Genomic DNA, 22,313 nt, shown 5'->3' on the forward strand with positions numbered 1-22,313 from the left:
ATTGGTCCGTGTCGCCCTTGGAATGTCAATCTGTGACCCTGCAGAACCCGGCGGTCGGCATGACCGCAAAAAGACGTGTGCAGGCATAGTGCGATACAACCTTAATCCACTGCACTTTAGAACCGATTCAACCTTCTTGAAAAAATGCTGAAAAAGCGCAATATTAGATCAGGTGCTGATTTGGGGATGCCTTCCTGATTAGGGAGTGATTAAGGGCGGCTCGCTAGTGTTGCGGTAGTAAGGCATGTCGCACACCCGAATTGGTTGTGTGTAGTAGAGGAGAATTCGGATGACTCATCACGTCGATGTCCATGTGGGCAAGCGCGTCCGGCATCGCCGCTGGCTGATTGGAATGACCCAACAGCAGTTGGCGCAGCAGGTAGGTATCAAGTTTCAACAAATCCAGAAGTATGAAACAGGTGCCAATCGTATCAGCGCATCCCGCCTTTGGGACATCGCCGAAGCATTGGACGTTCCTGTCAGCTTTTTCTTCGAAGGTCTGGAGGAGGCCGAGAAGGAAGCAACTGGCAAGAAATCGGTGCCAGCTGACCTGATGGGCGATAAAGAGGCTTTGGACCTTGTCCGTTCCTACTATGCCATTCCGGAAAACCAGCGCCGCCGCCTGTTTGAACTGGCTCGGGTCCTCAGCGACGTCGCCTGAGCGAACGGGGTTGACTCTGACACGCGCGGACCGCACGGGTAGCGCATGCAAGAGACACCGATAAGCGATCTGGATGTAGCGAATGAAATGGCCGACGCAGCGCGTGCGGCTATTTTGCCGTTGTTCCGTCAAGCCAACCTGGAAACAGACAACAAGCTGTCACAAGGGTTTGACCCTGTGACGGTTGCGGACCGCAATGCCGAACAGGCAATGCGGGCAGTTTTGGCCAAACACCGCCCTGATGACGGTATTTTTGGCGAAGAATTCGGTCAGGTGCAGGGCAGCAGCGGCCGGACCTGGGTGCTGGACCCCATAGACGGCACCCGCGGCTTCATCAGCGGTACGCCGACATGGGGCGTTCTGATCGCACTCAGCACGCAGGACGGCCCGATCATGGGGGTGATCGACCAGCCTTATATAGGCGAGCGGTTCGTGGGGTCGGCGGATATTGCTCAGATGACCGGCCCAACTGGCACGGCACGATTGCAGACCCGCGCGACACCCGATCTGAACCAGGCAATTCTGTTCACCACATTCCCCGAAGTTGGCACCGTCGAAGAACGCGCCGGATTTCAATCCGTGGCTCAGCACGTGAAACTGACGCGCTATGGTATGGATTGTTATGCCTATGCGCTGTTGGCGGCAGGGCAGGTCGATCTGGTCATTGAGGCGGGGTTGAACGCCTATGACGTTCAGGCCCCGATTGCGGTGATCGAGGCGGCGGGTGGTATCGTCACCGATTGGCAGGGCGGCCACGCGCATGAAGGCGGGCGCGTTCTGGCTGCGGCGAACAAAGACCTCCACGCGGCGGCGCTGGCACTATTGTCGCAACACTGAAACGGCTTGTCGGGTCCGGACCGGTCGGGTAAAAACGGCCCGGCTGGTTCTTGTGCCCGTTTTCCGCCAGCCCATGCTCTTCTTGCACGAAACGGGTGTATTGCAAGGGGGCAGAATGACCGAAATCCTGATCAAGAATGCAGACACCATCCTGACGATGGATGACGACCGGCGCGAGTTGTCGGGGGCAGATATACTGATCCGAGGTGGCCAGATTATACAGATCGGTCAGGGGCTAAAGACTTCGGGCGACATTCACGACGCCGTCGGGTGTGTCGTGACGCCGGGATTGGTGAACACCCATCATCACCTGTACCAGACGCTGACCCGTGCGGTGCCGGGTGGACAGGATGCGCTGCTGTTCGGATGGCTGAAAACGCTCTATCCCATTTGGTCCCGGTTCGGGCCTGAGGAGATGTTCGTCTCGGCCCAGATCGGGCTGGCTGAACTGGCGTTGTCGGGCTGTACGCTCAGCTCTGACCATCTGTACCTCTACCCAAACGGCGCTCGGTTGGACGAAACGATCGCCGCTGCGGCCGAGATCGGCCTGCGCTTTCACCCCACACGCGGTGCGATGAGCATCGGGGAAAGCGATGGTGGCCTGCCACCGGATGCGCTGGTTGAGCGGGAACAGGCGATTCTCGACGATATGATCCGCGTGGTGGATGCGTTCCACGACCCGTCTGAGGGCGCGATGTGCCGGGTCGGGCTGGCACCCTGTTCGCCCTTCTCTGTCAGCCGCGACCTGATGCGCGACGCGGCGGTACTGGCGCGGGACAAGGGGGTGATGCTGCACACCCATCTGGCCGAGAATGACGAAGACATCGCCTATTCGCAGGCCCAGTTCGGCTGCCGCCCCGGCCAATATGCCGAGGAACTGGGCTGGACCGGCCCCGATGTCTGGCATGCGCATTGCGTCAAGTTGGACGGGGCCGAGATCGATCTGTTTGCCAGAACCCAAACCGGGGTTGCGCATTGTCCCTGTTCCAATTGCCGTTTGGGGTCAGGGATAGCTCCGGTGCGTGCCATGCGCGATCATGGCGTACCGGTCGGGCTGGGCGCGGATGGCTCGGCCAGTAACGACAATGGCAGCCTGATGCTTGAGGCGCGGCAAGCCATGTTGCTGCAACGGGTGGCAAAGGGGGCCGATGCGATGTCGTCCCGCGAGGCGCTGGAGATTGCGACAAGGGGCGGCGCGGATGTGCTGAACCGCCCCGATTGTGGACGACTCGCGGCCGGGAAACGCGCAGACATTGCCATTTGGGATGCGCGCTGCATCGAAAGTGCAGGCAGCTGGGATCCTGCCGCGTTGTTGCTGGCGGGGCCGATGAAAGTAAAACACTTGTTTGTCGAAGGCCGACAGGTCGTGCGCGGCGGGCATGTCACGACCCTGGACATGCCACGCGTGATCGAGCGTCAAAACCAGTTGGCGCGCGCGTTGCAGGCTTAGGTCGTGACGCGCTGGCCGCTGATCCAGACCTCGGCGATGGCCCGGTCGTCGCCCATCATGATGGTTGGGAAAATCGCCTCCCAAAGGTCGTCCGCGCAGGCTTCGCGCTGAGCGATTGCGGGGGTTGAGGCAAGGTCGAGCACGACCAGATCCGCCTCCATCCCCGGTGCGACATTGCCGATGCTGTCATCCAGCCGCAAAGAACGCGCCGATCCTACTGTGCCCAGCCACAACAGCTGTGCGGCATGCAGGGGCGATCCGCGTAGCTGGCCGATCTCATAGGCCGAGGCCATCGTGTGCAGCATTGAGAAACTGGAGCCGCCGCCGGTATCCGTCGCCAGCCCGACGCGATGGCCGTCGCGCAGCAGCCCGTCCATGTCAAACAGGCCCGACCCGATAAAGGTGTTCGAGGTCGGGCAGTGGATCAGCGAGGCATCTACCTCGCGCAGGCGGTCCCGCTCTCGTGATTCCAGATGGATGACGTGACCGTAAACGCCATGAGAGCCCAGCAGGCCGAATTTCTCATAGGTATCCAGATAATCCCGCGCCTCGGGGAACAACTCGCGGACCCAGGTTATCTCGTCGGTCTGTTCGCTCAGATGGGTCTGCATCAGGCAATGCGGATGTTCGGCCCAGAGCGCGCCCATCGCCTCAAGCTGCTCGGGGGTCGAGGTGGGCGAAAAGCGCGGCGTGATCGCATAGGACAGCCGGTCGATGCCGTGCCACTTCTCCAGCAAGGCTTCGGATTGGTCATAGGCCGTTTGCGCGGTGTCGCGCAGCCCGTCGGGTGCGTTGCGGTCCATACAGGTTTTGCCGGCGACCACACGCTGATTGCGGGACTGCGCGGCGGCAAAGAAGGCATCGACGCTTTCGGGGTGGATGGTGCAAAAGCTGCACATGGTCGTCGTGCCGTGCGCCGCCGTCAGATCCAGATACCGGTTGGCGATCTCGGCGGCATAAGCCGGATCGCCGAACTTCATCTCTTCGGGGAAGGTATAGGTGTTCAGCCAGTCGATCAGACGTTTTCCCCAGCTGGCGATCATCGCGGTCTGCGGATAATGCACATGGGCATCCACGAAACCGGCCATGATCACGTGCTGACCGTGATCCACGACAACCGCATCGGGATGAGCAACGCGCAAGGAACCCGCATCCGCCACGGCGGAAATGCGGCCATCCTCGATCAGAACGGCCTCGCTGATTTTGACGGCATCGGTCGGTTCACCGTCAAAGGGAGAGCCGGTAAAGCTCAGGACACGGCCTTTCAGCAGCGTTTTTTGCGCCATTATGTGTCATCTCCGCCTGTATTGGGATCGGGAAACAGCATAAGCGGGGGAAACTTGTCGGTAAATCGCCGCATTGTCATTGTTTTCCGGTAGCTGCTTCTTCTAATTAGGGGTCAATGACCGAAGAAACGGGGGCAGACATGACCACAGGCTTTGATGAACCCGTAACTGAACCCGCCAGCGATGACGATGCCTATGCGCTGGATCGCCGGACGGTAGCGGCGATTTTGTATGCGGTCGATGTGGATGACCGCGACAAGCTGGTCGAGTTGATGGAACCGTTGCACCCGGCGGACATCGCTGACCTTCTGGAACAGATCAACCCCTATGACCGGGCGCGGCTGATCCGCCTGTATGACAAGGAATTTGACGGCGACATCCTGTCGGAACTTGATGAGGCCGTCCGCGAAGAGATCATCGACATCCTGAAACCAGACGTGCTGGCCGAGGCCGTGCGCGACATGGAAAGCGACGATGTTGTTGACCTTCTGGAAGACCTCGAAGAGCCGCAGCAAGAGGCCATTCTGGACGCGCTGGAGGATTCCGAGCGTGTCGCGGCCGAACAGGCGCTGTCCTACCCGGAAAACTCGGCCGGTCGTCTTATGCAGCGCGAGGTCGTCATGGCGCCCGACCATTGGTCGGTGGGCCAGGCCATCGATTTCATGCGCGCCAATGATGATCTGCCGGAACAATTCTATCATGTGGTGCTGGTTGATCCGCGGCTGAAGCCTGTGGCGCAGGTGACTTTGGGCAAGCTGATGGCGGCACGGCGCAACGTACCTTTGCACGACATCACCGAAGAAGAATTTCACACCATCCCCGTCGATCAGGACGAAGAGGATGTCGCCTACGCATTCAACCAGTATCACCTGATCTCGTCTCCGGTGGTGGATGACGATGGACGGTTGGTCGGTGTCATCACCATCGACGATGCGATGGTCGTTCTGGATGAAGAACACGAAGAAGATATCCTGCGACTTGCAGGTGTGAGCGACGAAAGCTCGATCTCGGATAGCGTGGCGGCAACCAGCCGACGGCGTCTGCCGTGGCTGGCAGTGAACCTGTGTACAGCCATCTGTGCCTCGCTGGTGATTTCACAGTTTGAGGCGGCGATCGATCAGCTGGTGGCGTTGGCGATCCTGATGCCGATTGTGGCGTCGATGGGCGGCAATGCCGGGACGCAGTCGCTGACGGTGGCAGTGCGGGCGCTGGCGACGCGCGACCTGACCGGGTCTAACGTGATGCGGGTGATCCGGCGGGAATTGCTGGTGGGGATGCTCAACGGGCTGTGTTTCGCCATCGTGTTGGGCACTGTCGGCATGCTCTGGTTCGATTCTCCGCTGCTGGGTGTCGTGATCGGGGCCGCCTTGGTCGTGAACATGATCATCGCAGGCTTTGTCGGTACGGTAGTACCTGTGGTGCTGGACCGACTGGGCGCAGACCCGGCACTTGCGTCCGGCACCTTTGTGACAACGACAACGGATGTCATGGGGTTCTTCCTGTTTCTTGGACTTGCCAGCGTGGTGCTATTGTGACCGATCTGACCGAAGTGAAAGCCGCCGCGCGCAAGGCAGCATTTGCGCGCCGCAAGGCCGCGTTTGACGCGCGCCTGCCGGGTGCTGCCGGGCGATTGTCCGAAGTTTTGGCCGGGCACCGGGGTGTGCCGATATCAGGCTATATGCCCATTCGGACCGAGATCGATCCGCTGCCCGCCATGGCCGAGGCCGCGGCCTATGGCCCGGTCGGTGTACCGGTGATTCAGGCCGCTGCGCAACCGCTGAAGTTTTCACGCTGGACACCCGAAGGGGTGCTGAAAGACGGCCCGTTCGGGGCCAAAGTGCCCGAGATCGATGACTATTTCGACCCCGAAATCCTAATCGTTCCACTTGTGGCCTTTGATGCGCAGGGCGGACGGCTGGGTTATGGCGGCGGTTTCTATGACCGCACGCTGGAAGGGCTGCGCGCCAAACGCCCGACCCTGGCCATCGGCTTTGCCTTTGACGCGCAAGAAGCCGAAGGGCTGCCGCTGGAACCCACAGACCAGCCTCTGGACATGGTGATCACGGAAAGCAGAGTGCTGAGCTTTTAGGCTCAGCCCATATTCTCGGCACGGAAATAGTCCCACGCATCCTGTGTCGATCCGTCAGGCAGGGTGCAGGTTCCGGTTTGCCCGTCAGCACCATCAACGATGTCGTAAGTGCCGCCCTTTTCAACGCAGAAGGTGGCGGCGGGGTTGGCAAGTCCGACCGTGTCATCTGCGGGCTGATCGCAGGCGGCAAGCGGGGCCAACAGGGCGGCGGGAATGAAGTAGCGGGTCATCAAACTCTCCTGTCCAAAGTGTTTTCATGGATTATGGCGGCAGTTTAACCACTTGTGCTTGGCAGACGCCACACTTAGGACAGTTCGGATGAGGATACTGTTTCTGGGTGACGTCATGGGCCGCGCGGGACGCACGGCCATTCAGCAGCATCTGCCGCGCCTGCGCGATGAATGGCGGCTGGATTTCGTTGTGGTCAATGGCGAGAACGCCTCGAACGGGATGGGGCTGACCGGCGATCACGCCAAGCTGCTGCTGAATGCAGGGGCCGATTGCCTGACGTTGGGCGATCATGCGTTCGACCAGAAGGACATGCTGCAATTCATCGAGAATGAGCCGCGCATCGTGCGGCCGGTGAATTTCGCCAAGGGCGCACCGGGGCGGGGGCACCGCCTGTATACCGCGCCGGGTGGGCGCAAGGTTCTGGTGGTGCAGGTGCTGGGTCAGGTCTTTATGAAACGGCCTTTTGACGACCCGTTTTCCTCGATCGAGCCGATCCTGAAATCCCACCCGCGCGGTGGGCAGGCACAGGCGATCATCGTGGATATGCATTGCGAGGCGACGTCCGAGAAGATGGCCATGGGCCATTATTGCGACAAACGCGCCAGCCTTGTGGTGGGTACGCATACCCATGTGCCGACGGCGGATGCGCAGATTCTTCCAGGCGGGACGGCATACCTGTCCGACGCGGGGATGTGCGGCGACTATGATTCGGTAATCGGCATGGACAAGGTGGAACCGATGCGCCGGTTCATCACCGGAATGCCCAAGGCGCGGTTTACCCCCGCCAACGGCGAAGCAACGCTAAGCGGCGTGTTCGTCGAAACCGATGATCGTGACGGGCAGGCCAAATCCGTGCAGATGGTGCGCGTTGGCGGGCGGTTACAGCAGGCGGGGCCTCAGTAAAGCTTGCCCTGACCTGCGCAATGCGAGAAACTGCCTGACGGGCGCGCAGCTCAGGTCAAGGTTCGGACACAACCCAAGAATGCAATTCCTACAACTTTCAGAAACGGGTAGCGCGATACTGGCGCTCTTGGTGGTCGCGGGCATGTTCATCATGTTCCTGCGCGAGGTTTATCCGACCGAGGTTGTGGCCATTGGCGGTGTCGCCGTGATGCTGGTGACCGGTATCCTGCCCTATCAAAGCGCGCTGGCGGTATTGTCGAACCCCGCGCCCTGGACGATTGCCGCGATGTTCATCATCATGGGTGCCCTCGTGCGGACAGGGGCGCTGGATGCGTTTACCTCGACCGCGCAAAAGCAGGCGCAGGTGAACCCGCGTATCGCGATTGGCCTGTTGATGGGGTTTGTTGTGCTCGCCTCGGCCGTGGTGTCCAACACACCGGTTGTGGTTGTGATGATCCCGGTCTTTGTCCAGATCGCGCGCACGCTGAATGTTCCGGCGTCCAAACTTTTGATCCCGCTCAGCTACGCCGCGATTCTGGGCGGAACACTGACCCTGATCGGCACATCGACAAACCTTTTGGTTGATGGTGTTGCGCGATCTCAGGGGATGGCACCCTTCACGATTTTTGAGGTCACGCCGCTGGGTATCGCAGTGGTGATCTATGGGATGGTTTATCTGCGATTCATCGCGCCGCGCCTTTTGCCGGATCGCGACAGCATGGCCTCGTTGCTTTCAGACCGGTCCAAGATGAAATTCTTTACCGAGGCGGTCATTCCCCCCGAAAGCAATTTGATTGGGCGCGAGGTGACAGGCGTTCAGCTGTTCAAACGCCCCGGTGTACGTCTGATCGACGTCATTCGCGGTGACGAGTCGCTGCGCCGCAACCTCAAAGGGGTTGAGCTGAAGCTGGGCGATCGCGTGGTTCTGCGAACCGAGATGACGGAGTTGCTGAGCCTGCAAAGCAACAAGGAACTCAAACGCGTCGATCAGGTTTCGGCGGTTGAGACCAAGACGGTCGAGGTGCTGATCACCCCCGGTTGCCGCATGGTCGGCAGAACGCTTGGCACGCTGCGGTTGCGCCGCCGCTATGGTGTCTATGTGCTGGCGGTGCATCGGCGGAACCAGAATATCGGGCGGCAACTGGATGATCTGGTGGTGCGGGTGGGCGATACCCTGCTGCTTGAAGGGTCTCCTGCGGACATTCAGAGACTGGCCGCAGACATGGATATGGTGGATGTCACCCAGCCCTCGGCCCGTGCGTTCCGCCGCAGCCATGCGCCCATCGCAATCGGGGCCCTGACCGGAATCGTTGTGCTGGCGGCGCTGGGCGTGGCGCCCATCCTGCTGCTGTCTGTTGTTGCCGTCGCTGTGGTGTTGCTGACCGGCTGTATCGATGCGGATGAGGCGTTTTCCTTTGTCGAGGGGCGCCTGCTGGCGCTGATCTTTGCCATGCTGGCCATCGGGGCGGCGCTGGACAAATCCGGGGCCGTTTCGCTGATCGTTGAGGCCGTCGCACCGGGGCTGAGCGTTTTGCCGCCGTTCCTGATTATCTGGGCCGTGTACTTGCTGACGTCGGTACTAACCGAATTGGTGTCGAACAACGCGGTGGCCGTGGTGGTGACGCCGATTGCCATTGGTCTGGCACAGGCAGTTGGGATCGATCCGCGCCCGCTGGTTGTGGCCGTGATGGTGGCGGCCTCGGCGTCATTCGCGACACCGATCGGGTATCAGACCAATATGATGGTCTATGGGCCGGGGGGTTATCGGTTCACGGATTTCCTGAAGGTCGGTGTGCCGCTGAACCTGACGGTTGGATTGCTGGCGTCACTGCTGATTCCGCTGATCTGGCCGTTGTAACGCGGGCACGGATTCGCCGATCCTTGGGCGCAACCCTTGTAAACGAAGAACCAGCCACGATCTTTTTATCCAAGACGAATGTGAAAGGATCGGATCATGCCTTTTCCAAAACTCGGGCAGGCTATCGTGGCGATTGCTGTCATGCTGACCATTATCGGTGGCCAAGGCCATGCGGGTACGGTGACCGGAACCGCCACCTATCGCGAACGGATCGCTGTGCCGCAAGATGCCACGCTGTTTGTTGAGCTGCAGGATATCTCTCTGGCCGATGCACCGGCGGTTACCCTGGCCGCGCAACGCTATGCGCTGACCGGTGTCCCGGCGCAGTTCGAGCTGAGCTTTGATGACGCGCTGATCCGCGAAGGCATGACCTATGCGGTGCGCGGCGCGATTTACCGCGACGGGCAGTTGCTGTTCACAACCGACACCGTCCATCCCGTTCTGACCAACGGGGCCGGGGATACAACGGACCTTGTTCTGGTGCAGGTCAGCGGGCAGGGCTCGGCCACGCTTGAGAATTCAAACTGGACCGCGATTGGCATCGACGGAGACGTGCTGAATACCGAACGCCCGCCGCAGCTGGACTTTGCTCTGGGCGGCGCGTTCAGCGGCACGGGCGGGTGCAACCGGTTTTCCGGTCAGGCTGACCTGTCCGGTGACACGCTGGAATTCCCTGACAACATGGCCGCCACGCTGATGGCCTGTCCGCCCGATCTTGAGGCGGTCGAGGATCAGTTCTTTGCCGCCTTGCAAGGTGTGACCACCTATGCGTTGGCCGGTGACAGCCTTGTGCTGCTGGATGCTGCGGGCGAGCCGGTTCTCAAGTTCATTCGCACGCCCTAGGCCACAGCGCGCGACCGTCCGGCGTTGCGGCCCGAAAAGATGCAGCCGCCCAGGAATGACCCTTCGAGCGCGTTGTAGCCGTGATAGCCGCCGCCGCCGAACCCGGCGACCTCTCCGGCTGCGAACAAGCCGGGAACGACCTGACCGTCTGCGCCGATCATCTGGCTGTCCAGATTGGTTTGCAGCCCGCCCAGCGTCTTGCGCGTCAGCACGTGCAGTTTGACCGCGATCAGAGGGCCATTGGCCCGATCCAGGAACTTGTGCGGCTTGGCGGTGCGGATCAGCCTGTCCCCGCGATAGTTGCGGGCCGCCAGAATGGCCGCCATCTGCGCGTCCTTGGTAAAGGGGTTGTCGACCTGACTGTCCCGCGCCTCGATCTGGGCGCGCAGATGGGCCTCATCAATCAGGCCGCCGCCCAGCTGGTTCATGCCGCTGACCAGTTCGGTCAGGGTGTTCGCGACGATGAAATCCTCGCCATGCTGTTTGAACGCCTCGACCGGGGCGGTGGCCTTTGATCCGGTCAGGATGCGCTGCAACAGCACCTCTTTCCAGCCACCATCCGTCATGTCGGGGTTCTGCTCCGAGCCGGACAGCGCGAATTCCTTTTTGATGACCTTCTGGGTCAGCACGAACCAGCTGTATTCATAGCCGGTTTTCAGGATTTCCTTCAGCGTGCCCAGCGTGTCGAACCCCGGCAGGCAGGGCGGTTTCAGACGGTTGCCGCGCGCATCGAACCACATTGAACTGGGCCCAGGCAGGATGCGGATACCATGCGACGGCCAGATCGGGTTCCAGTTGCGCACGCCCTCGGTGTAATGCCACATCCGATCGCCATTGATCACGTGACCGCCCGCTTTTTCGCTGATCCCAATCATGCGGCCATCGACGTGAAAGGGCACGCCTGCAACCATATCTTTTGGTGGCTCACCCAGCCGGTCGCGCGGCCAGTTCTTGCGCACCATCTCGAAATTGCCGCCAATCCCGCCCGAGGTCACGATAACCGAGGGCGCATAAACCTCGAACTCACCCACCTCATCGCGGTTGGTTTTTGCACCGTGCTGGGCTGTGTCGTCGGCCAGAACCTCGCCCGAGACACCTTTGGCGCAGCCGTTCTGCATGATGATGTGGCTGACCTGATGGCGGAATTTCAGCTCGATCAACCCGGCGTCCACATGTTCGCGCACACGGCGGACAAAGTTCTTCAGCACACCGGGCCCGGTGCCCCAAGTGATGTGAAACCGGGGAACCGAATTGCCGTGCCCATCCGCATAAGAACCGCCGCGTTCGGCCCAGCCGACAATGGGAAACCAGCGCAGGCCCATGTCGTAAAGCCACGGACGCATCTCTCCGGCGGCGAATTCGACATAGGCTTCGGCCCATTTGCGCGGCCATGCGTCCTCGGCACGGTCGAACTGCGCGCTGCCCATCCAGTCGCGCAGGGCCAGTTCGTGGCTGTCCCTGATCCCCATGCGCCGCTGTTCCGGTGTGTCGACCATGAATAGCCCGCCAAGGCTCCAGAACGCTTGGCCGCCCAGGAAATGCTCGGGCTCCTGATCCAGAACGATTACCTTCTTGCCGCGATCCCCCAACTCGGCAGCAGCGGCCAGCCCAGCCAGCCCGGCGCCCACGACAATTGCATCAGCAGAGTTCTTGGTCATGGCAAGTCCTTTCAGCGGCTGCGCAGCCAGGCGATATAGGGCAGGGCCACGACATACATCATGATCCCGTACACGGCCGAAGGCAGCGCCAGAGGGCTGAACCCCGACTCAGTTCCCGTGATCAGCGCGGCCAGTGTAATCCCGAGGGTCGAGTTCTGGATGCCGGTTTCGATTGAGATCGTCTTACTCTCGTCCCAGGACAGTTTCGCGGCGCGCGCGATGCCCAGACCAATGGCCAGCAGCGCAACGTTCAGCGTGACCAGACCTGCGCCCATGATCCCAAGGTTGGTGATGAATGTCTCCCAATTGGCGGCCAGCGCGGCGAGCACGACCAGAACAAACAGCCCCGTCGCCAGCTTTGACAACGGCGCGTCGATCCGCTCGGCAAAACCGGATGCAAAGTGGCGCAAGGTGACGCCGATGGCGACGGGCAGGGTTGTGATCAGAAACAGCGCGATGGCCAGCCCGGTGATCGAGACCTCGGGCGCGTCCTCTCCCATGAAATGAGCAATCGACCATGCTGCCAATATGGGAACGGTCAGCATTGACAGCAGGCTGATGACCGCAGTCAGGCTGACCGAAAGGGCCACGTCGCCCTTGGCCAGTTTCGACAGGATATTGCTGGTCACACCGCCGGGGCAAAAGCTGAGCAGCATGAAACCCACGGCAATCTCGGGCGGCAGAGCGAACAGCTTGACGGTGATGAAGGCCACAACGGGCAGCAAGATCACCTGACACACGGCGCCAATGGCAAAGGGGTAGCCCCGGCTTAGCACCCGGCGGAAATCGGCGACGTGCAGGCCAACGCCCAGCGACAACATGATGATGGCCAGCGAAAGCGGCAGGCCGACACTAATGAGCATATCCAAAAACAACTCCTCCCAAAGCCGTTCGGGGCAGCCTATGTCACGGGCCAAGCCGCAGGCAACCGCTCCGTTGGGTCATTTGTAGCGCTCGGCAAAGCGGCGCAGGATTTCTCCGGGTTTGGTGACGTCGGCGGCGTGGCAGATGTCGATCAGCCGCTGCGCATCTTCGGGCGGGAAATAGCCGAAATTCCTGTAGATATTGATACGCTGTTCAAAATCCTTCGCATCCGCCTCGGGGTGGAATTGCGTGGCATAGACGTTGTCGCCCCAACGGATCATCTGAAACGGGCAGGGGTCCGAGGTCAGCAGGTGAACGCATCCCTCAGGCAGGGATTGAACGGCCTCTTTGTGCCCGACAAATGCATCGAACCTGTCGCCCAGCCCGGCGGTCAGCGGATCGCGCGCGCCGTCCTCGGTCAGGTGGCAGGTCGACGGGCCAACGGGTTCCCCGAATTGCGCCTTGCTGACCTCTCCGCCCAGATGGGCAGCCAGAATGCCCAGACCATAGCAGCAGCCCATGAATGGGTGATCATGCGCGGTGATCTGCGGCATCAGACCCATGATCGCCGCTTCGACACGGGTGTCGATTTCGGATTTCGTAGCCGGGTCATCACTGACACAGCCCGGCCCGCCGCCAACGATCACGCCGGCATAGTTCGTGACGTCCAGCCCCTCGGGCAGTTCCTCGCAATCCAGACGGATGCGATGGGTTTGCTCGGGCGTCAGACCGGTTTTGTCGAGGATCGAGGCATATTCGGCGTCTGACGCCTCGGCCTCGGGGCGCAGTTGCAGGATCAGAAAGCGTTTCATGTGATGCCCTTACCCGTCACAGTGGCCAGAAAACAAGGATGGCGGGGATTGAGACCGCAACGATAAGGATTTCCAGCGGCAGCCCCATGCGCCAGTAATCCCCGAACCGATACCCTCCCGGTCCCAGAACCAGCGTATTGTTCTTGTGCCCGATCGGCGTGAGGAACGCGGCCGAGGCTGCAACGGCCACCGTCATCAGAAACGGATCAGGCGACACCTCAAGCGTGCGTGCCATCTGGATGCCGACCGGGGCGGCGACGATGGCTGTGGCGGTGTTGTTCAACACGTCCGAAAGGGTCATCGTGACGATCATCAGGACGGTCAGAATGGCCCATGCGGGCAGGCCGTCGGTCAGTTGGATCAGGGCATTTGCAATCAGTTCGGTACCGCCGGATGTCTCCAACGCGCTGCCCAAGGGGATCATCGAGCCCAGCAGCACCACGACCGGCCATTCGATGTGGTTGTAGAGGTCGGTGATCGGCATGATCTTGGTCAGAACATAGGCCACCACCACCAGCCCCAGCGCAATCGGCAGGTAAATCAACCCGACGCTGGCCGCCAGAACCGCTGCGGCGAACAGGCCGATGGCCAGCCACGCCTTGTCATTGGCAGTGACGTTCAGCCCACGCTGCGCCAGCGGCAGACAGCCCAGCCATTCGGTCACATCGGCGCTGCGGTCACGGGGGCAGAGCAGCAGCAGGATGTCGCCCGCCTCAACCTCGGTCTTGCGGACCTGTTCAGAGATGCGGCGGCCCTGGCGCGAAATGCCCATCAGCACCGTGCTTTGCCGCCATGCCAGCCCCAAACCCTGCGCCGTGCGCCCGGTGATACGGGCGTTTTCGGTTGCGACGACCTCGATCACCTCGAGCCCGTCGCCCTCGGCGGTCAGCAACTCCTGCCGCCGCGTGTCCGAGAAATCGAGGGTCAGCGCCGCGCGGAATTCGTCCAGCGCCTCGGGGCGGGCCTCAAGCACCAGCGCGTCGCCCTGTTTCAGCGTGGCGTGGGCGGATCGGCCATAGCGCCGTTTCCCATCGCGGATCAGGCCGATAATGGCGACGTCGGACTTTTCGGCGGCCTCATACAGCTCACTGACCCGTTTGCCGATATGGGCGGATTCGGGGGGAATGGTCAGTTCGGCGATGTATTCGGCCAGCGCCTCGGTGCTTTCGGTTTGCGGCCCCCGATCCGGTATTAGCCGCCACCCGACCAATGCGACAAAAGCCAGCCCGGCGATGGCAGCAATCCCGCCGACAGGGGCGAAGTCGAACATCTTGAACGGCTCACCCAGTGTTTCCTGCCGGATTGAGGCAATGATGATATTGGGGGGCGTTCCGATCAGTGTCGCCATGCCGCCCAGAATGGTGGCAAAGCTCAGCGGCATCAGGGTCAGGCCCACTGACCGCCCCGCCTTGCGCGCGGTTTGAATATCCACCGGCATCAGCAGGGCCAACGCGGCCACGTTGTTCATGAAGGCCGACAGCACCGCCCCGATCCCGCCCATAAGCGCAATATGGGCACCAAGACCGCGCGAGGCATCCACCAACGTGCGGGTGATCAGAAACACCGCGCCCGACCGGACCAGCCCGGCGGACACGACCAGCACCAAGGCCACGATGATAGTGGCGGGGTGGCCAAACCCGGCAAAAGCGTCATCCACGGGCACAACGCCCAGCACCACCCCGATCAACAGCGCCGAAAACGCGACCAGATCATATCGAAACCGCCCCCACAGAAGCATTCCGAAGACAGTTGCGAAAAGGGTGAAAAGAATAATCTGATCCGTCGTCATGGGGTCACCATAGCCGCAAGGGGACGTGTCGCAAGCCGCTCTCTTGATCCTTGGCCCCGCAAACGTCTATATGAGCGCCGAACACGCAATCACTATCACGAGGTCGCACTATGGCAGGCCACTCAAAATGGGCCAACATCCAGCACCGCAAGGGACGTCAGGACGCCGCGCGGTCCAAGCTGTTTTCCAAACTGTCGAAAGAGATCACCGTCGCCGCCAAGATGGGCGACCCCGATCCCGACAAGAACCCGCGCCTGCGTCTGGCCGTGAAAGAGGCCAAGTCGAATTCCGTCCCCAAGGACGTGATCGACCGCGCGATCAAGAAATCGGTTGCGGGCGAGGGCGACGAATACGAAGAAATCCGGTATGAGGGCTATGGCCCCAACGGTGTCGCCGTGATCGTTGAAACGATGACCGACAACCGGAACCGGACGGCCTCCACCGTGCGCTCGACGTTCTCGAAGAATGGCGGCAACCTGGGTGAGACCGGCTCGGTCGGGTTCATGTTCGACCGCAAGGGCGAGGTCGTGTATCCGGCAGATGCAGGCGACGCCGATGCGATCTTTGAGGCGGCGATCGAGGCCGGTGCCGAAGATGTCGAAAGCTCGGAAGACGGCCACATCATCTGGTGCGCAGATACCGACCTGAACGAGGTTTCGAATGCGCTGGAAACCGCCTTGGGCGAATCCGAATCCACCAAGTTGATCTGGAAGCCCACCACAACGACCGAGTTGGGTCTGGACGACATGCAAAAGCTGATGAAGCTGGTGGACGCGCTGGAAGATGACGATGACGTACAGCGCGTCACCACCAATTTTGAGGCCACGGACGAGGTCATGGCGCAGCTTTGACCCGCGCCGCACCGAACACGTTGAAAGCCCGGCCTTTGGTCGGGTTTTTCTTTTGGGGCCCGCATCTTGGCCGCACGGGAAGAACCCGGTAGGTTTGGCCCGACCGCCTTGTTTACTGTCCAAAGATCTACGCATGACCGACAGCCCCGAGCGCACACCCAAAAGAAACCTGCCGGTGCTGGCCGGGCAGAGTATCTTGTCTCAGGTCGCTTGGACTTTGGGCAGCCCATCTGTGGTGCTGCCGTTTTTGGCCGTATCGCTTGAGCTTCCGATGTTTGTTGCCGGTGCGCTGGTGTCGATCCGGATGGCGGGCAGCATGATTTCGGACGTGTTTCTGGCGCAACCGATTGCAGCACGTAAGCGCAAAAAGCGTGGGATTGCTTTGACCGAAATCGCAATCGGAGCCTGCCTTGTTCTGGCGGTTCTTGTTGCTGCAACCGGGGTTGTGTCGGCGACGGCGATTGCCTTTGTTCTTGCGTTCTTCTTCATCGGCCTGATCGAAGAGACGCAATCCTTGATGTACACCGATCTGCTGGGTGATCATGTGCGATCCCGGTCGCGGATGATCATGCACTACCTGCAGTTGGGCGTCGGTGGGCTGGGGGCCATCGGAATTGCCTTATTGGTGCACGAGATCACCAAAGAGAACCCGCCCTTTTCAAGACACTCGGCCATTATAGCGGTTTCAGTTGCCTTTTTCCTTTTGTCGGGCCTGTCGATCATGGCGATGTCCGAGATCGCCAAGGCCGCACCCGAGACGCCGCACGGGGACTCCGCTGCGAAACGCAAGCTCAGGGACAATTTCACCGACATCATCGCCATGTTCGACCAGCCCTGGTTTCGCCGGTACATGGTCATGCGCGTGCCTTTGGTCGTGGTATCCCTGTCGGTTCCTTTCTTTGCCCTGATCGCGGCTGAGGCACATCATGCCTCGGCCAAGGGGCTGACAGCCATGATCATCTCATCCGCGTCCGGTTATCTGGTGTCAGCGCCCCTGTGGCAGTTGGTCAATATGAAATCGCACCGCGCGGTGATGGTATTGGGCAACCTTATGGTTGCAACAACGGGCACCGTGTTGCTGTCGGCGCATTTTCTGGGGATAGATCACGACATCCACCTGCACGCGGTGGCTTTGTTTGTGGTGACAGTGGCCGTCACGGGTATCAGCGGCGCGCGCAAGCTTTATTTCCTCGACGTGGCCCCCAAGGACCAGCGCGTGAAAGGGGCTGCCGCGATCAAAAGCATCAGCCGCACGCTGGGTGTGATTTTGGCAGCGGCGCTGGCTGCCGTCGCCCATATGCACGAGGTCGCCTGGGCCGTTTTGTTCATTGTTCTGGTAAGTGCATTTGCAGCCATTGCCTGTTATCGGGTTGTGCAACCGACAGAGCAAAAGGCTGTAGCATCATGACAAGGCTTGTGCCGCAACCCGTTTGACTGCCCGGGTCAGCGGTGCCAGGGCCGGGGACAAAACGCGGCCAACTTGCCACGTCAGGGGCACATCCAGCGGCGCGTTCGGAAGCAGAGGAACCAATCGACCCTCTGATAGCGCTTGCCCGGCCAGATCGATGGGGTTCATACCCCAACCCAGCCCAACCAATGCAGCATCCACAAATCCGTGCGAAGAAGGCAGGAAATGCAGGGGCGGGGACACCCTATGGCCGATATGCTGGGCGATCCAAGACTTTTGCAGCCCGTCTTTGCGGTTGAAGGTCAGGCAGGGCGCATGGGTCAGAGTGCGCGCGCTCACACCAGCCGGGAACCACCGTTGCATAAAGCCCGGGCTTGCGGTGGCGATGTAACGCAGCGCGCCTAAATCCACTGCGTCGCAACCTGCCACCAATTGGGTGCCAACGGTGATGGCGGCGCTGACCTCTCCGCGCCGAAGCCATTCGGCGGAATGGTCCTGATCGTCGACCACCAGATCGAACAGCAGACCATCGACCTGCGCGATGGCGTCGATGAACCACGTGGCCAGCACGTCTGCAGGAACGGCGACGCGTACCCGAGCGGGGCCGGCGGTTTGATCCAGCGTCAACTCTCGCGCCAGCTTCGCCTCAAGCAGGCTGATGTCTTCGGCGTGCTGGGCAAGCCGCAGCCCCGCCGGAGTGCCTGTGCAGGGGGCGCCGCGATGGATCAGGGCCGCCCCCACACGATCCTCAAGCGCTTTGATGCGTTGTGAAATGGCCGACGGTGTCACCGACAGCTCGGCCGCTGCGGCCTCAAAGCTGCCATGGCGCAGGATCGCGGCCAAAGCCGACAGGTGATTGGGATCGAGTAACATTAGCAGAGCTTAATCAGTGTCAGTTTCTTTAATTTGATAGAGGTGCGAAATAGCCGTAGTCAATACCTCGAACTGTAGGAGGGCCCATGTCCACATCTCTGATTGCAGGCTTTGTTCTTGGCTTCAGCCTTATCCTTGCCATCGGTGCGCAGAACGCATTTGTTCTGCGGCAAGGGCTGCGGCGCGAGCATGTCCTGCCCCTGTGCCTGACCTGTGCGATCTCGGACGCCATTCTGATCGCTGCCGGGGTTGCAGGTTTCGGGGCATTGGCGCAGGCCGTGCCTTGGTTCGAAACACTCATGCGGTATGGCGGTGCGATTTTCCTGACATGGTATGGGCTGCGCAGTCTGCAATCAGCCTGGCGCGGCGGGGCGGCGATGGATGTGGCCCAAGGGCAGCGGACCAGTCTGAAGTCGGTATTGCTGACGGTGCTCGCGTTTACCTGGCTCAACCCGCATGTCTATCTGGATACGGTTGTGCTGATCGGCTCCATCTCGGCCCAGTATGAGGACCGGCTGGCTTTTGCTGTGGGGGCGATGCTGGCCAGTTTCGTGTTCTTTTTCTCGCTGGGATATGGGGCGGCGATCCTGTCTCCGGTCTTTGCCCGGCCCCGGGCGTGGCAGGTTCTGGATATGGTGATCGGCGTGGTCATGCTGGGGATCGCTCTCAAACTTGTGGCGATGTGAAGGGTTGCCCCGCAGGGGTTTTCGGTGTTCTACCGTTAACATGACAACTCTTGCGCCGACATATCGCCCCTTGGTGGGCATGTTCTGGATGTTTGCCGCCGGGGTGTCATTTGTGGCGATGACGGCGCTGGTCAAATCGCTGGGGCCGACCATGGACCCGATTCAGGCGGCGTTCCTCAGGTTTGTCTTTGGCCTTGTCTTTTTATTGCCCGCCTTGAGGCTGATCCTGACAACGCCTCTGAACCGCCGCCACCTGACCCTTTTCGGAGTACGCGGCGTGGTCCACGCACTGGCGGTGATGCTGTGGTTCTTCTCGATGACGCAGATTCCCTTGGCCGAGGTCACGGCGATGAACTACATGACGCCGGTCTATGTCACACTGGGTGCCGCGCTGTTTCTGGGTGAGAAACTGGCCTTTCGCCGAATTGCCGCGATTCTTGTTGCCGTGATTGGCGTGATCATCATTCTGCGCCCGGGGTTCCGCGAGGTCTCGGCAGGCCATCTGAGCATGCTGGCCACGTCACTGGCGCTGGGCGCGTCCTATCTGATTGCCAAGGCGCTGGTACGCGACCTGCCGCCGTCGGTTGTTGTGGCGCATATGTCCATCTGGGTGACAATTGCTCTGATCCCTTTTGCTGTCGCGGTATGGACGCCACCCGGCCTGCGGGATCTGGGCCTGCTGTTTCTGGTCGCCAGCTTTGCCACGGCGGGGCATTACTTCATGACAATCGCCCTCAAAGCCGCCCCTGTGGCCGTGACGCAACCGGTGACGTTTCTGCAGCTGATCTGGGCTACGTTGCTGGGGGCGCTTGTCTTCCATGAACGGGTCGATATCTGGGTTGTCGCGGGCGGCACGCTGATCCTGGCCGCTGTCAGCTTTATCGCCTGGCGCGAAGCTGTATTGAACCGTAGTAGCCTGACGACCCCAAGCATTGGACCCAAGCTTTGAAACCGCTTTCACCCGCCGGAAATCGTTATTAATTGACGCGTCAATAAATACTCCGTAGCGTCCTTTCATTCATCGTTGGGAGGGATCAGCTATGCCGAAAATCGGAATGGAGCCAATCCGTCGTGACGCGATTGTGCGCGCCACGATTGCCGAGCTTGGGGCCAAGAAATCCCTCGACGTAACTGTCAGCCAGATTGCCAAAAGGGCTGGAATGTCCAGCGCCCTTGCGCATCACTATTTTGGCGGCAAAGATCAGATATTTCTGGCCGCTATGCGGCACATCCTGTCCGATTTTCGCGATGAGGCGCGGTCAGAGCTGGCGACCGCTGCCCCGGAGAAAAGGGCACAAGCCATCATCCGCGCCTGCTTTGCGCCTTCTTGCTTTACGCCCGATGTCATCGCAGCGTGGATGACATTTTATGTTTTGGCGCAGACAAACGATGACGCCTTGCGCCTGTGGCAGATTTATCAGGCGCGTATCCGTTCCAACCTTGTGGACGCCCTACGCCCGGTGATGAGCGACCCGGTCGAGGCCGCCGAGAACATGATCGCTCTGATCGACGGGCTGTATATCCACGCTGCGCTCAGCGCCCCGGAAGAACCGCAACTGGCTGTGAACCACGCGATGCGCGTCCTCAACACTCTGATCGAGGCTGAAAAATGACCAAACCAAACATTCTGATCCTGATGGTGGATCAGCTGAACGGAACCCTCTTTCCCGACGGTCCCGCGGACTGGCTGCATGCGCCGAACCTGAAGAAACTGGCCGCGCGGTCCACGCGGTTTGCGAATGCCTACACAGCCTCGCCGCTTTGCGCGCCGGGGCGGGCCAGCTTCATGTCCGGGCAGCTGCCTTCGCGCACCGGCGTCTACGACAACGCGGCCGAGTTCCGCAGCGATATTCCCACCTATGCGCATCACCTGCGCCGGGCCGGATACTATACCTGCCTGTCGGGCAAGATGCACTTTGTCGGCCCAGATCAGTTGCACGGGTTCGAGGATCGCCTGACCACCGACATCTACCCCGCTGATTTCGGCTGGACGCCCGACTATCGCAAACCGGGCGAACGGATCGACTGGTGGTATCACAACATGGGCTCCGTGACCGGCGCCGGCATAGCCGAGATTTCCAACCAGATGGAGTATGATGACGAGGTCGCCTACAACGCTAAGACAAAGCTGTATGATCTGGCGCGTGGCAAGGATGGGCGTCCGTGGTGTGTGACTGTCAGCTTTACCCATCCGCACGACCCTTATGTGGCACGGCGCAAATACTGGGACCTCTATGAAGACTGCGAGCATCTGATGCCCGAGGTGTCGGACCTTGGCTATGACAATCAGGACCCTCATTCCAAACGGATTTTCGACGCCAATGACTGGCGCAGTTTTGACATAAGCGAAGAAGATATCCGCAAATCTCGCCGCGCCTATTTCGCCAATATTTCATATTTGGACGACAAGATCGGCGAAATCCTTGAGGTGCTGGAAACCACACGGCAAGAGGCGACGATCCTCTTTGTTTCGGATCACGGCGATATGCTGGGGGAACGGGGCCTTTGGTTCAAGATGACCTTCTTCGAGGGCTCATCTCGGGTGCCCTTGATGATTTCAGCCCCTGATTTGCCAGCCGGCCGCATTGATACGCCTGTCTCGACCATTGATGTGACGCCGACCCTTGGCGCGCTGGCCGGGGTGGACATGGCTGAAATCGCACCATGGACCGATGGCGAAGACCTGGTGCCACTAGCCAAAGGGGAGCCACGGACAGCACCGGTTGCGATGGAGTACGCGGCCGAGGCGTCTTATGCACCACTGGTGTCGCTGCGCTATGGTAAGTGGAAGTACAACCGCTGTGCGTTGGATCCGGATCAGCTGTTCGATCTTGAGGCCGACCCGTATGAGTTGGACAATCTTGCAGGCAAACCTGAACATTCAGGCACTCTGCAAAGCCTGCGTGCCAAGTCCGAGGCCCGCTGGGACCTCGACCGTTTCGATGCGGATGTCCGCGCCAGCCAAGCCCGTAGGTGGGTGGTCTATGAGGCGCTGCGGCAGGGCGGGTATTACCCATGGGATTACCAGCCTTTGCAAAAAGCGTCTGAGCGGTACATGCGCAATCACATGGATCTGAATATTGTCGAGGAAAGTCAGCGCTTTCCCCGCGGAGAGTGATCCCTTTATCTTCTCAAAAAACTCCCGCCAGAGGCGCAGAGATTTTTCGACGAAAAATCTTGGCCCTGGTGGGCATCGGTGGTGCTGCCACGGGCC

At 60.6% G+C, this 22,313-nt stretch carries 21 protein-coding genes; 14 read left to right on the forward strand and 7 right to left on the reverse strand.

The genetic code is table 11. The features are described 5' to 3' along the window. The first annotated feature begins 289 nt into the window (after nucleotides 1–289). The 3 genes from ACR0J5_RS02240 (at nucleotide 290) to ACR0J5_RS02250 (ending at nucleotide 2,948) form a co-directional block, all read left to right on the forward strand. Nucleotides 290–661, forward strand: a complete 372-nt coding sequence (locus tag ACR0J5_RS02240; RefSeq protein ID WP_058280151.1) for a helix-turn-helix domain-containing protein — start codon at nucleotides 290–292, stop codon at nucleotides 659–661. Between the two features lie 45 nt (nucleotides 662–706). After that, on the forward strand, nucleotides 707–1,498 hold the full coding sequence (hisN, locus tag ACR0J5_RS02245; protein ID WP_480650225.1) for a histidinol-phosphatase: 792 nt from the start codon (nucleotides 707–709) through the stop codon (nucleotides 1,496–1,498). Between the two features lie 115 nt (nucleotides 1,499–1,613). Next, nucleotides 1,614–2,948, forward strand: coding sequence for an 8-oxoguanine deaminase (locus ACR0J5_RS02250; RefSeq protein ID WP_480650226.1), 1,335 nt, complete (start codon nucleotides 1,614–1,616; stop codon nucleotides 2,946–2,948). Here the strand turns inward: ACR0J5_RS02250 and guaD are convergent. Next, the gene (gene guaD / locus ACR0J5_RS02255; RefSeq protein ID WP_480650227.1) at nucleotides 2,945–4,234 is read right to left on the reverse strand and encodes a guanine deaminase; all 1,290 of its coding nucleotides are present in this window, start codon (nucleotides 4,232–4,234) and stop codon (nucleotides 2,945–2,947) included. The two genes, ACR0J5_RS02250 and guaD, sit on opposite strands and share 4 nt — an antisense overlap. 140 nt (nucleotides 4,235–4,374) lie before the next feature. Here guaD and mgtE point away from each other — a divergent pair, with 140 nt between their 5' ends. Together mgtE and ACR0J5_RS02265 are read left to right on the forward strand one after the other, a co-directional pair. Beyond that, the gene (gene mgtE, locus ACR0J5_RS02260; protein WP_480651421.1) at nucleotides 4,375–5,769 is read left to right on the forward strand and encodes a magnesium transporter; all 1,395 of its coding nucleotides are present in this window, start codon (nucleotides 4,375–4,377) and stop codon (nucleotides 5,767–5,769) included. Then, entirely contained in the window at nucleotides 5,766–6,323 is a 558-nt protein-coding gene (locus tag ACR0J5_RS02265) for a 5-formyltetrahydrofolate cyclo-ligase (protein WP_480650228.1), read from the forward strand. Before mgtE ends, ACR0J5_RS02265 begins: the two co-directional genes overlap by 4 nt. Before the next feature lie 2 nt (nucleotides 6,324–6,325). Here the strand turns inward: ACR0J5_RS02265 and ACR0J5_RS02270 are convergent, their stop codons facing one another. Continuing rightward, nucleotides 6,326–6,553, reverse strand: a complete 228-nt coding sequence (locus ACR0J5_RS02270) for a putative hemolysin (protein ID WP_480650229.1) — start codon at nucleotides 6,551–6,553, stop codon at nucleotides 6,326–6,328. 88 nt (nucleotides 6,554–6,641) lie between these two features. Here ACR0J5_RS02270 and ACR0J5_RS02275 point away from each other — a divergent pair, with 88 nt between their 5' ends. The 3 genes from ACR0J5_RS02275 to ACR0J5_RS02285 all read left to right on the forward strand — a co-directional run bounded on the left by ACR0J5_RS02275 (nucleotide 6,642) and on the right by ACR0J5_RS02285 (nucleotide 10,158). Beyond that, the gene (locus ACR0J5_RS02275) at nucleotides 6,642–7,457 is read left to right on the forward strand and encodes a TIGR00282 family metallophosphoesterase (RefSeq protein WP_480650230.1); all 816 of its coding nucleotides are present in this window, start codon (nucleotides 6,642–6,644) and stop codon (nucleotides 7,455–7,457) included. 79 nt (nucleotides 7,458–7,536) lie between these two features. Next, a complete protein-coding gene (locus ACR0J5_RS02280) occupies nucleotides 7,537–9,315 on the forward strand; it encodes an SLC13 family permease (RefSeq protein WP_480650231.1) in 1,779 nt (592 codons plus the stop codon). Between the two features lie 96 nt (nucleotides 9,316–9,411). Then, on the forward strand, nucleotides 9,412–10,158 hold the full coding sequence (locus tag ACR0J5_RS02285) for a YbaY family lipoprotein (RefSeq protein WP_480650232.1): 747 nt from the start codon (nucleotides 9,412–9,414) through the stop codon (nucleotides 10,156–10,158). Here ACR0J5_RS02285 and ACR0J5_RS02290 read toward each other — a convergent pair. From ACR0J5_RS02290 to ACR0J5_RS02305, 4 genes are all read right to left on the reverse strand, one after another. After that, nucleotides 10,155–11,816: an FAD-binding dehydrogenase gene (locus tag ACR0J5_RS02290; RefSeq protein ID WP_480650233.1), complete on the reverse strand. Its 1,662-nt coding sequence runs from the start codon at nucleotides 11,814–11,816 to the stop codon at nucleotides 10,155–10,157. The genes ACR0J5_RS02285 and ACR0J5_RS02290 overlap by 4 nt on opposite strands. 11 nt (nucleotides 11,817–11,827) lie before the next feature. Continuing rightward, a complete protein-coding gene (locus ACR0J5_RS02295) occupies nucleotides 11,828–12,679 on the reverse strand; it encodes a bile acid:sodium symporter family protein (protein ID WP_480651423.1) in 852 nt (283 codons plus the stop codon). Nucleotides 12,680–12,757: 78 nt separating this feature from the next. After that, a complete protein-coding gene (locus tag ACR0J5_RS02300) occupies nucleotides 12,758–13,492 on the reverse strand; it encodes a glutamine amidotransferase (protein WP_480650234.1) in 735 nt (244 codons plus the stop codon). A gap of 16 nt (nucleotides 13,493–13,508) precedes the next feature. Then, a complete protein-coding gene (locus ACR0J5_RS02305; protein WP_480650235.1) occupies nucleotides 13,509–15,281 on the reverse strand; it encodes an SLC13 family permease in 1,773 nt (590 codons plus the stop codon). A gap of 110 nt (nucleotides 15,282–15,391) precedes the next feature. Between ACR0J5_RS02305 and ACR0J5_RS02310 the strand changes: the two genes are divergently transcribed. Together ACR0J5_RS02310 and ACR0J5_RS02315 are read left to right on the forward strand one after the other, a co-directional pair. Further along, nucleotides 15,392–16,132, forward strand: coding sequence for a YebC/PmpR family DNA-binding transcriptional regulator (locus ACR0J5_RS02310; RefSeq protein WP_480650236.1), 741 nt, complete (start codon nucleotides 15,392–15,394; stop codon nucleotides 16,130–16,132). A gap of 133 nt (nucleotides 16,133–16,265) precedes the next feature. Beyond that, complete coding sequence (locus tag ACR0J5_RS02315; RefSeq protein ID WP_480650237.1) at nucleotides 16,266–17,540, forward strand: MFS transporter; 1,275 nt, start codon at nucleotides 16,266–16,268, stop codon at nucleotides 17,538–17,540. Here the strand turns inward: ACR0J5_RS02315 and ACR0J5_RS02320 are convergent. Beyond that, a complete protein-coding gene (locus tag ACR0J5_RS02320) occupies nucleotides 17,535–18,413 on the reverse strand; it encodes a LysR family transcriptional regulator ArgP (protein WP_480650238.1) in 879 nt (292 codons plus the stop codon). The two genes, ACR0J5_RS02315 and ACR0J5_RS02320, sit on opposite strands and share 6 nt — an antisense overlap. Nucleotides 18,414–18,499: 86 nt before the next feature. Between ACR0J5_RS02320 and lysE the strand changes: the two genes are divergently transcribed. From lysE to betC, 4 genes are all read left to right on the forward strand, one after another. Beyond that, nucleotides 18,500–19,099: an L-lysine exporter gene (lysE, locus tag ACR0J5_RS02325; RefSeq protein WP_480650239.1), complete on the forward strand. Its 600-nt coding sequence runs from the start codon at nucleotides 18,500–18,502 to the stop codon at nucleotides 19,097–19,099. A 40-nt stretch (nucleotides 19,100–19,139) separates the two neighbouring features. Further along, entirely contained in the window at nucleotides 19,140–20,048 is a 909-nt protein-coding gene (locus tag ACR0J5_RS02330; protein ID WP_480650240.1) for a DMT family transporter, read from the forward strand. Between the two features lie 91 nt (nucleotides 20,049–20,139). Further along, complete coding sequence (gene betI / locus ACR0J5_RS02335) at nucleotides 20,140–20,712, forward strand: choline-binding transcriptional repressor BetI (RefSeq protein WP_480650241.1); 573 nt, start codon at nucleotides 20,140–20,142, stop codon at nucleotides 20,710–20,712. Beyond that, nucleotides 20,709–22,217, forward strand: a complete 1,509-nt coding sequence (gene betC, locus ACR0J5_RS02340; RefSeq protein WP_480650242.1) for a choline-sulfatase — start codon at nucleotides 20,709–20,711, stop codon at nucleotides 22,215–22,217. Before betI ends, betC begins: the two co-directional genes overlap by 4 nt. Nucleotides 22,218–22,313: the final 96 nt, after the last annotated feature.

The sequence above is a fragment of the Ruegeria sp. BE1 genome (assembly GCF_056538885.1).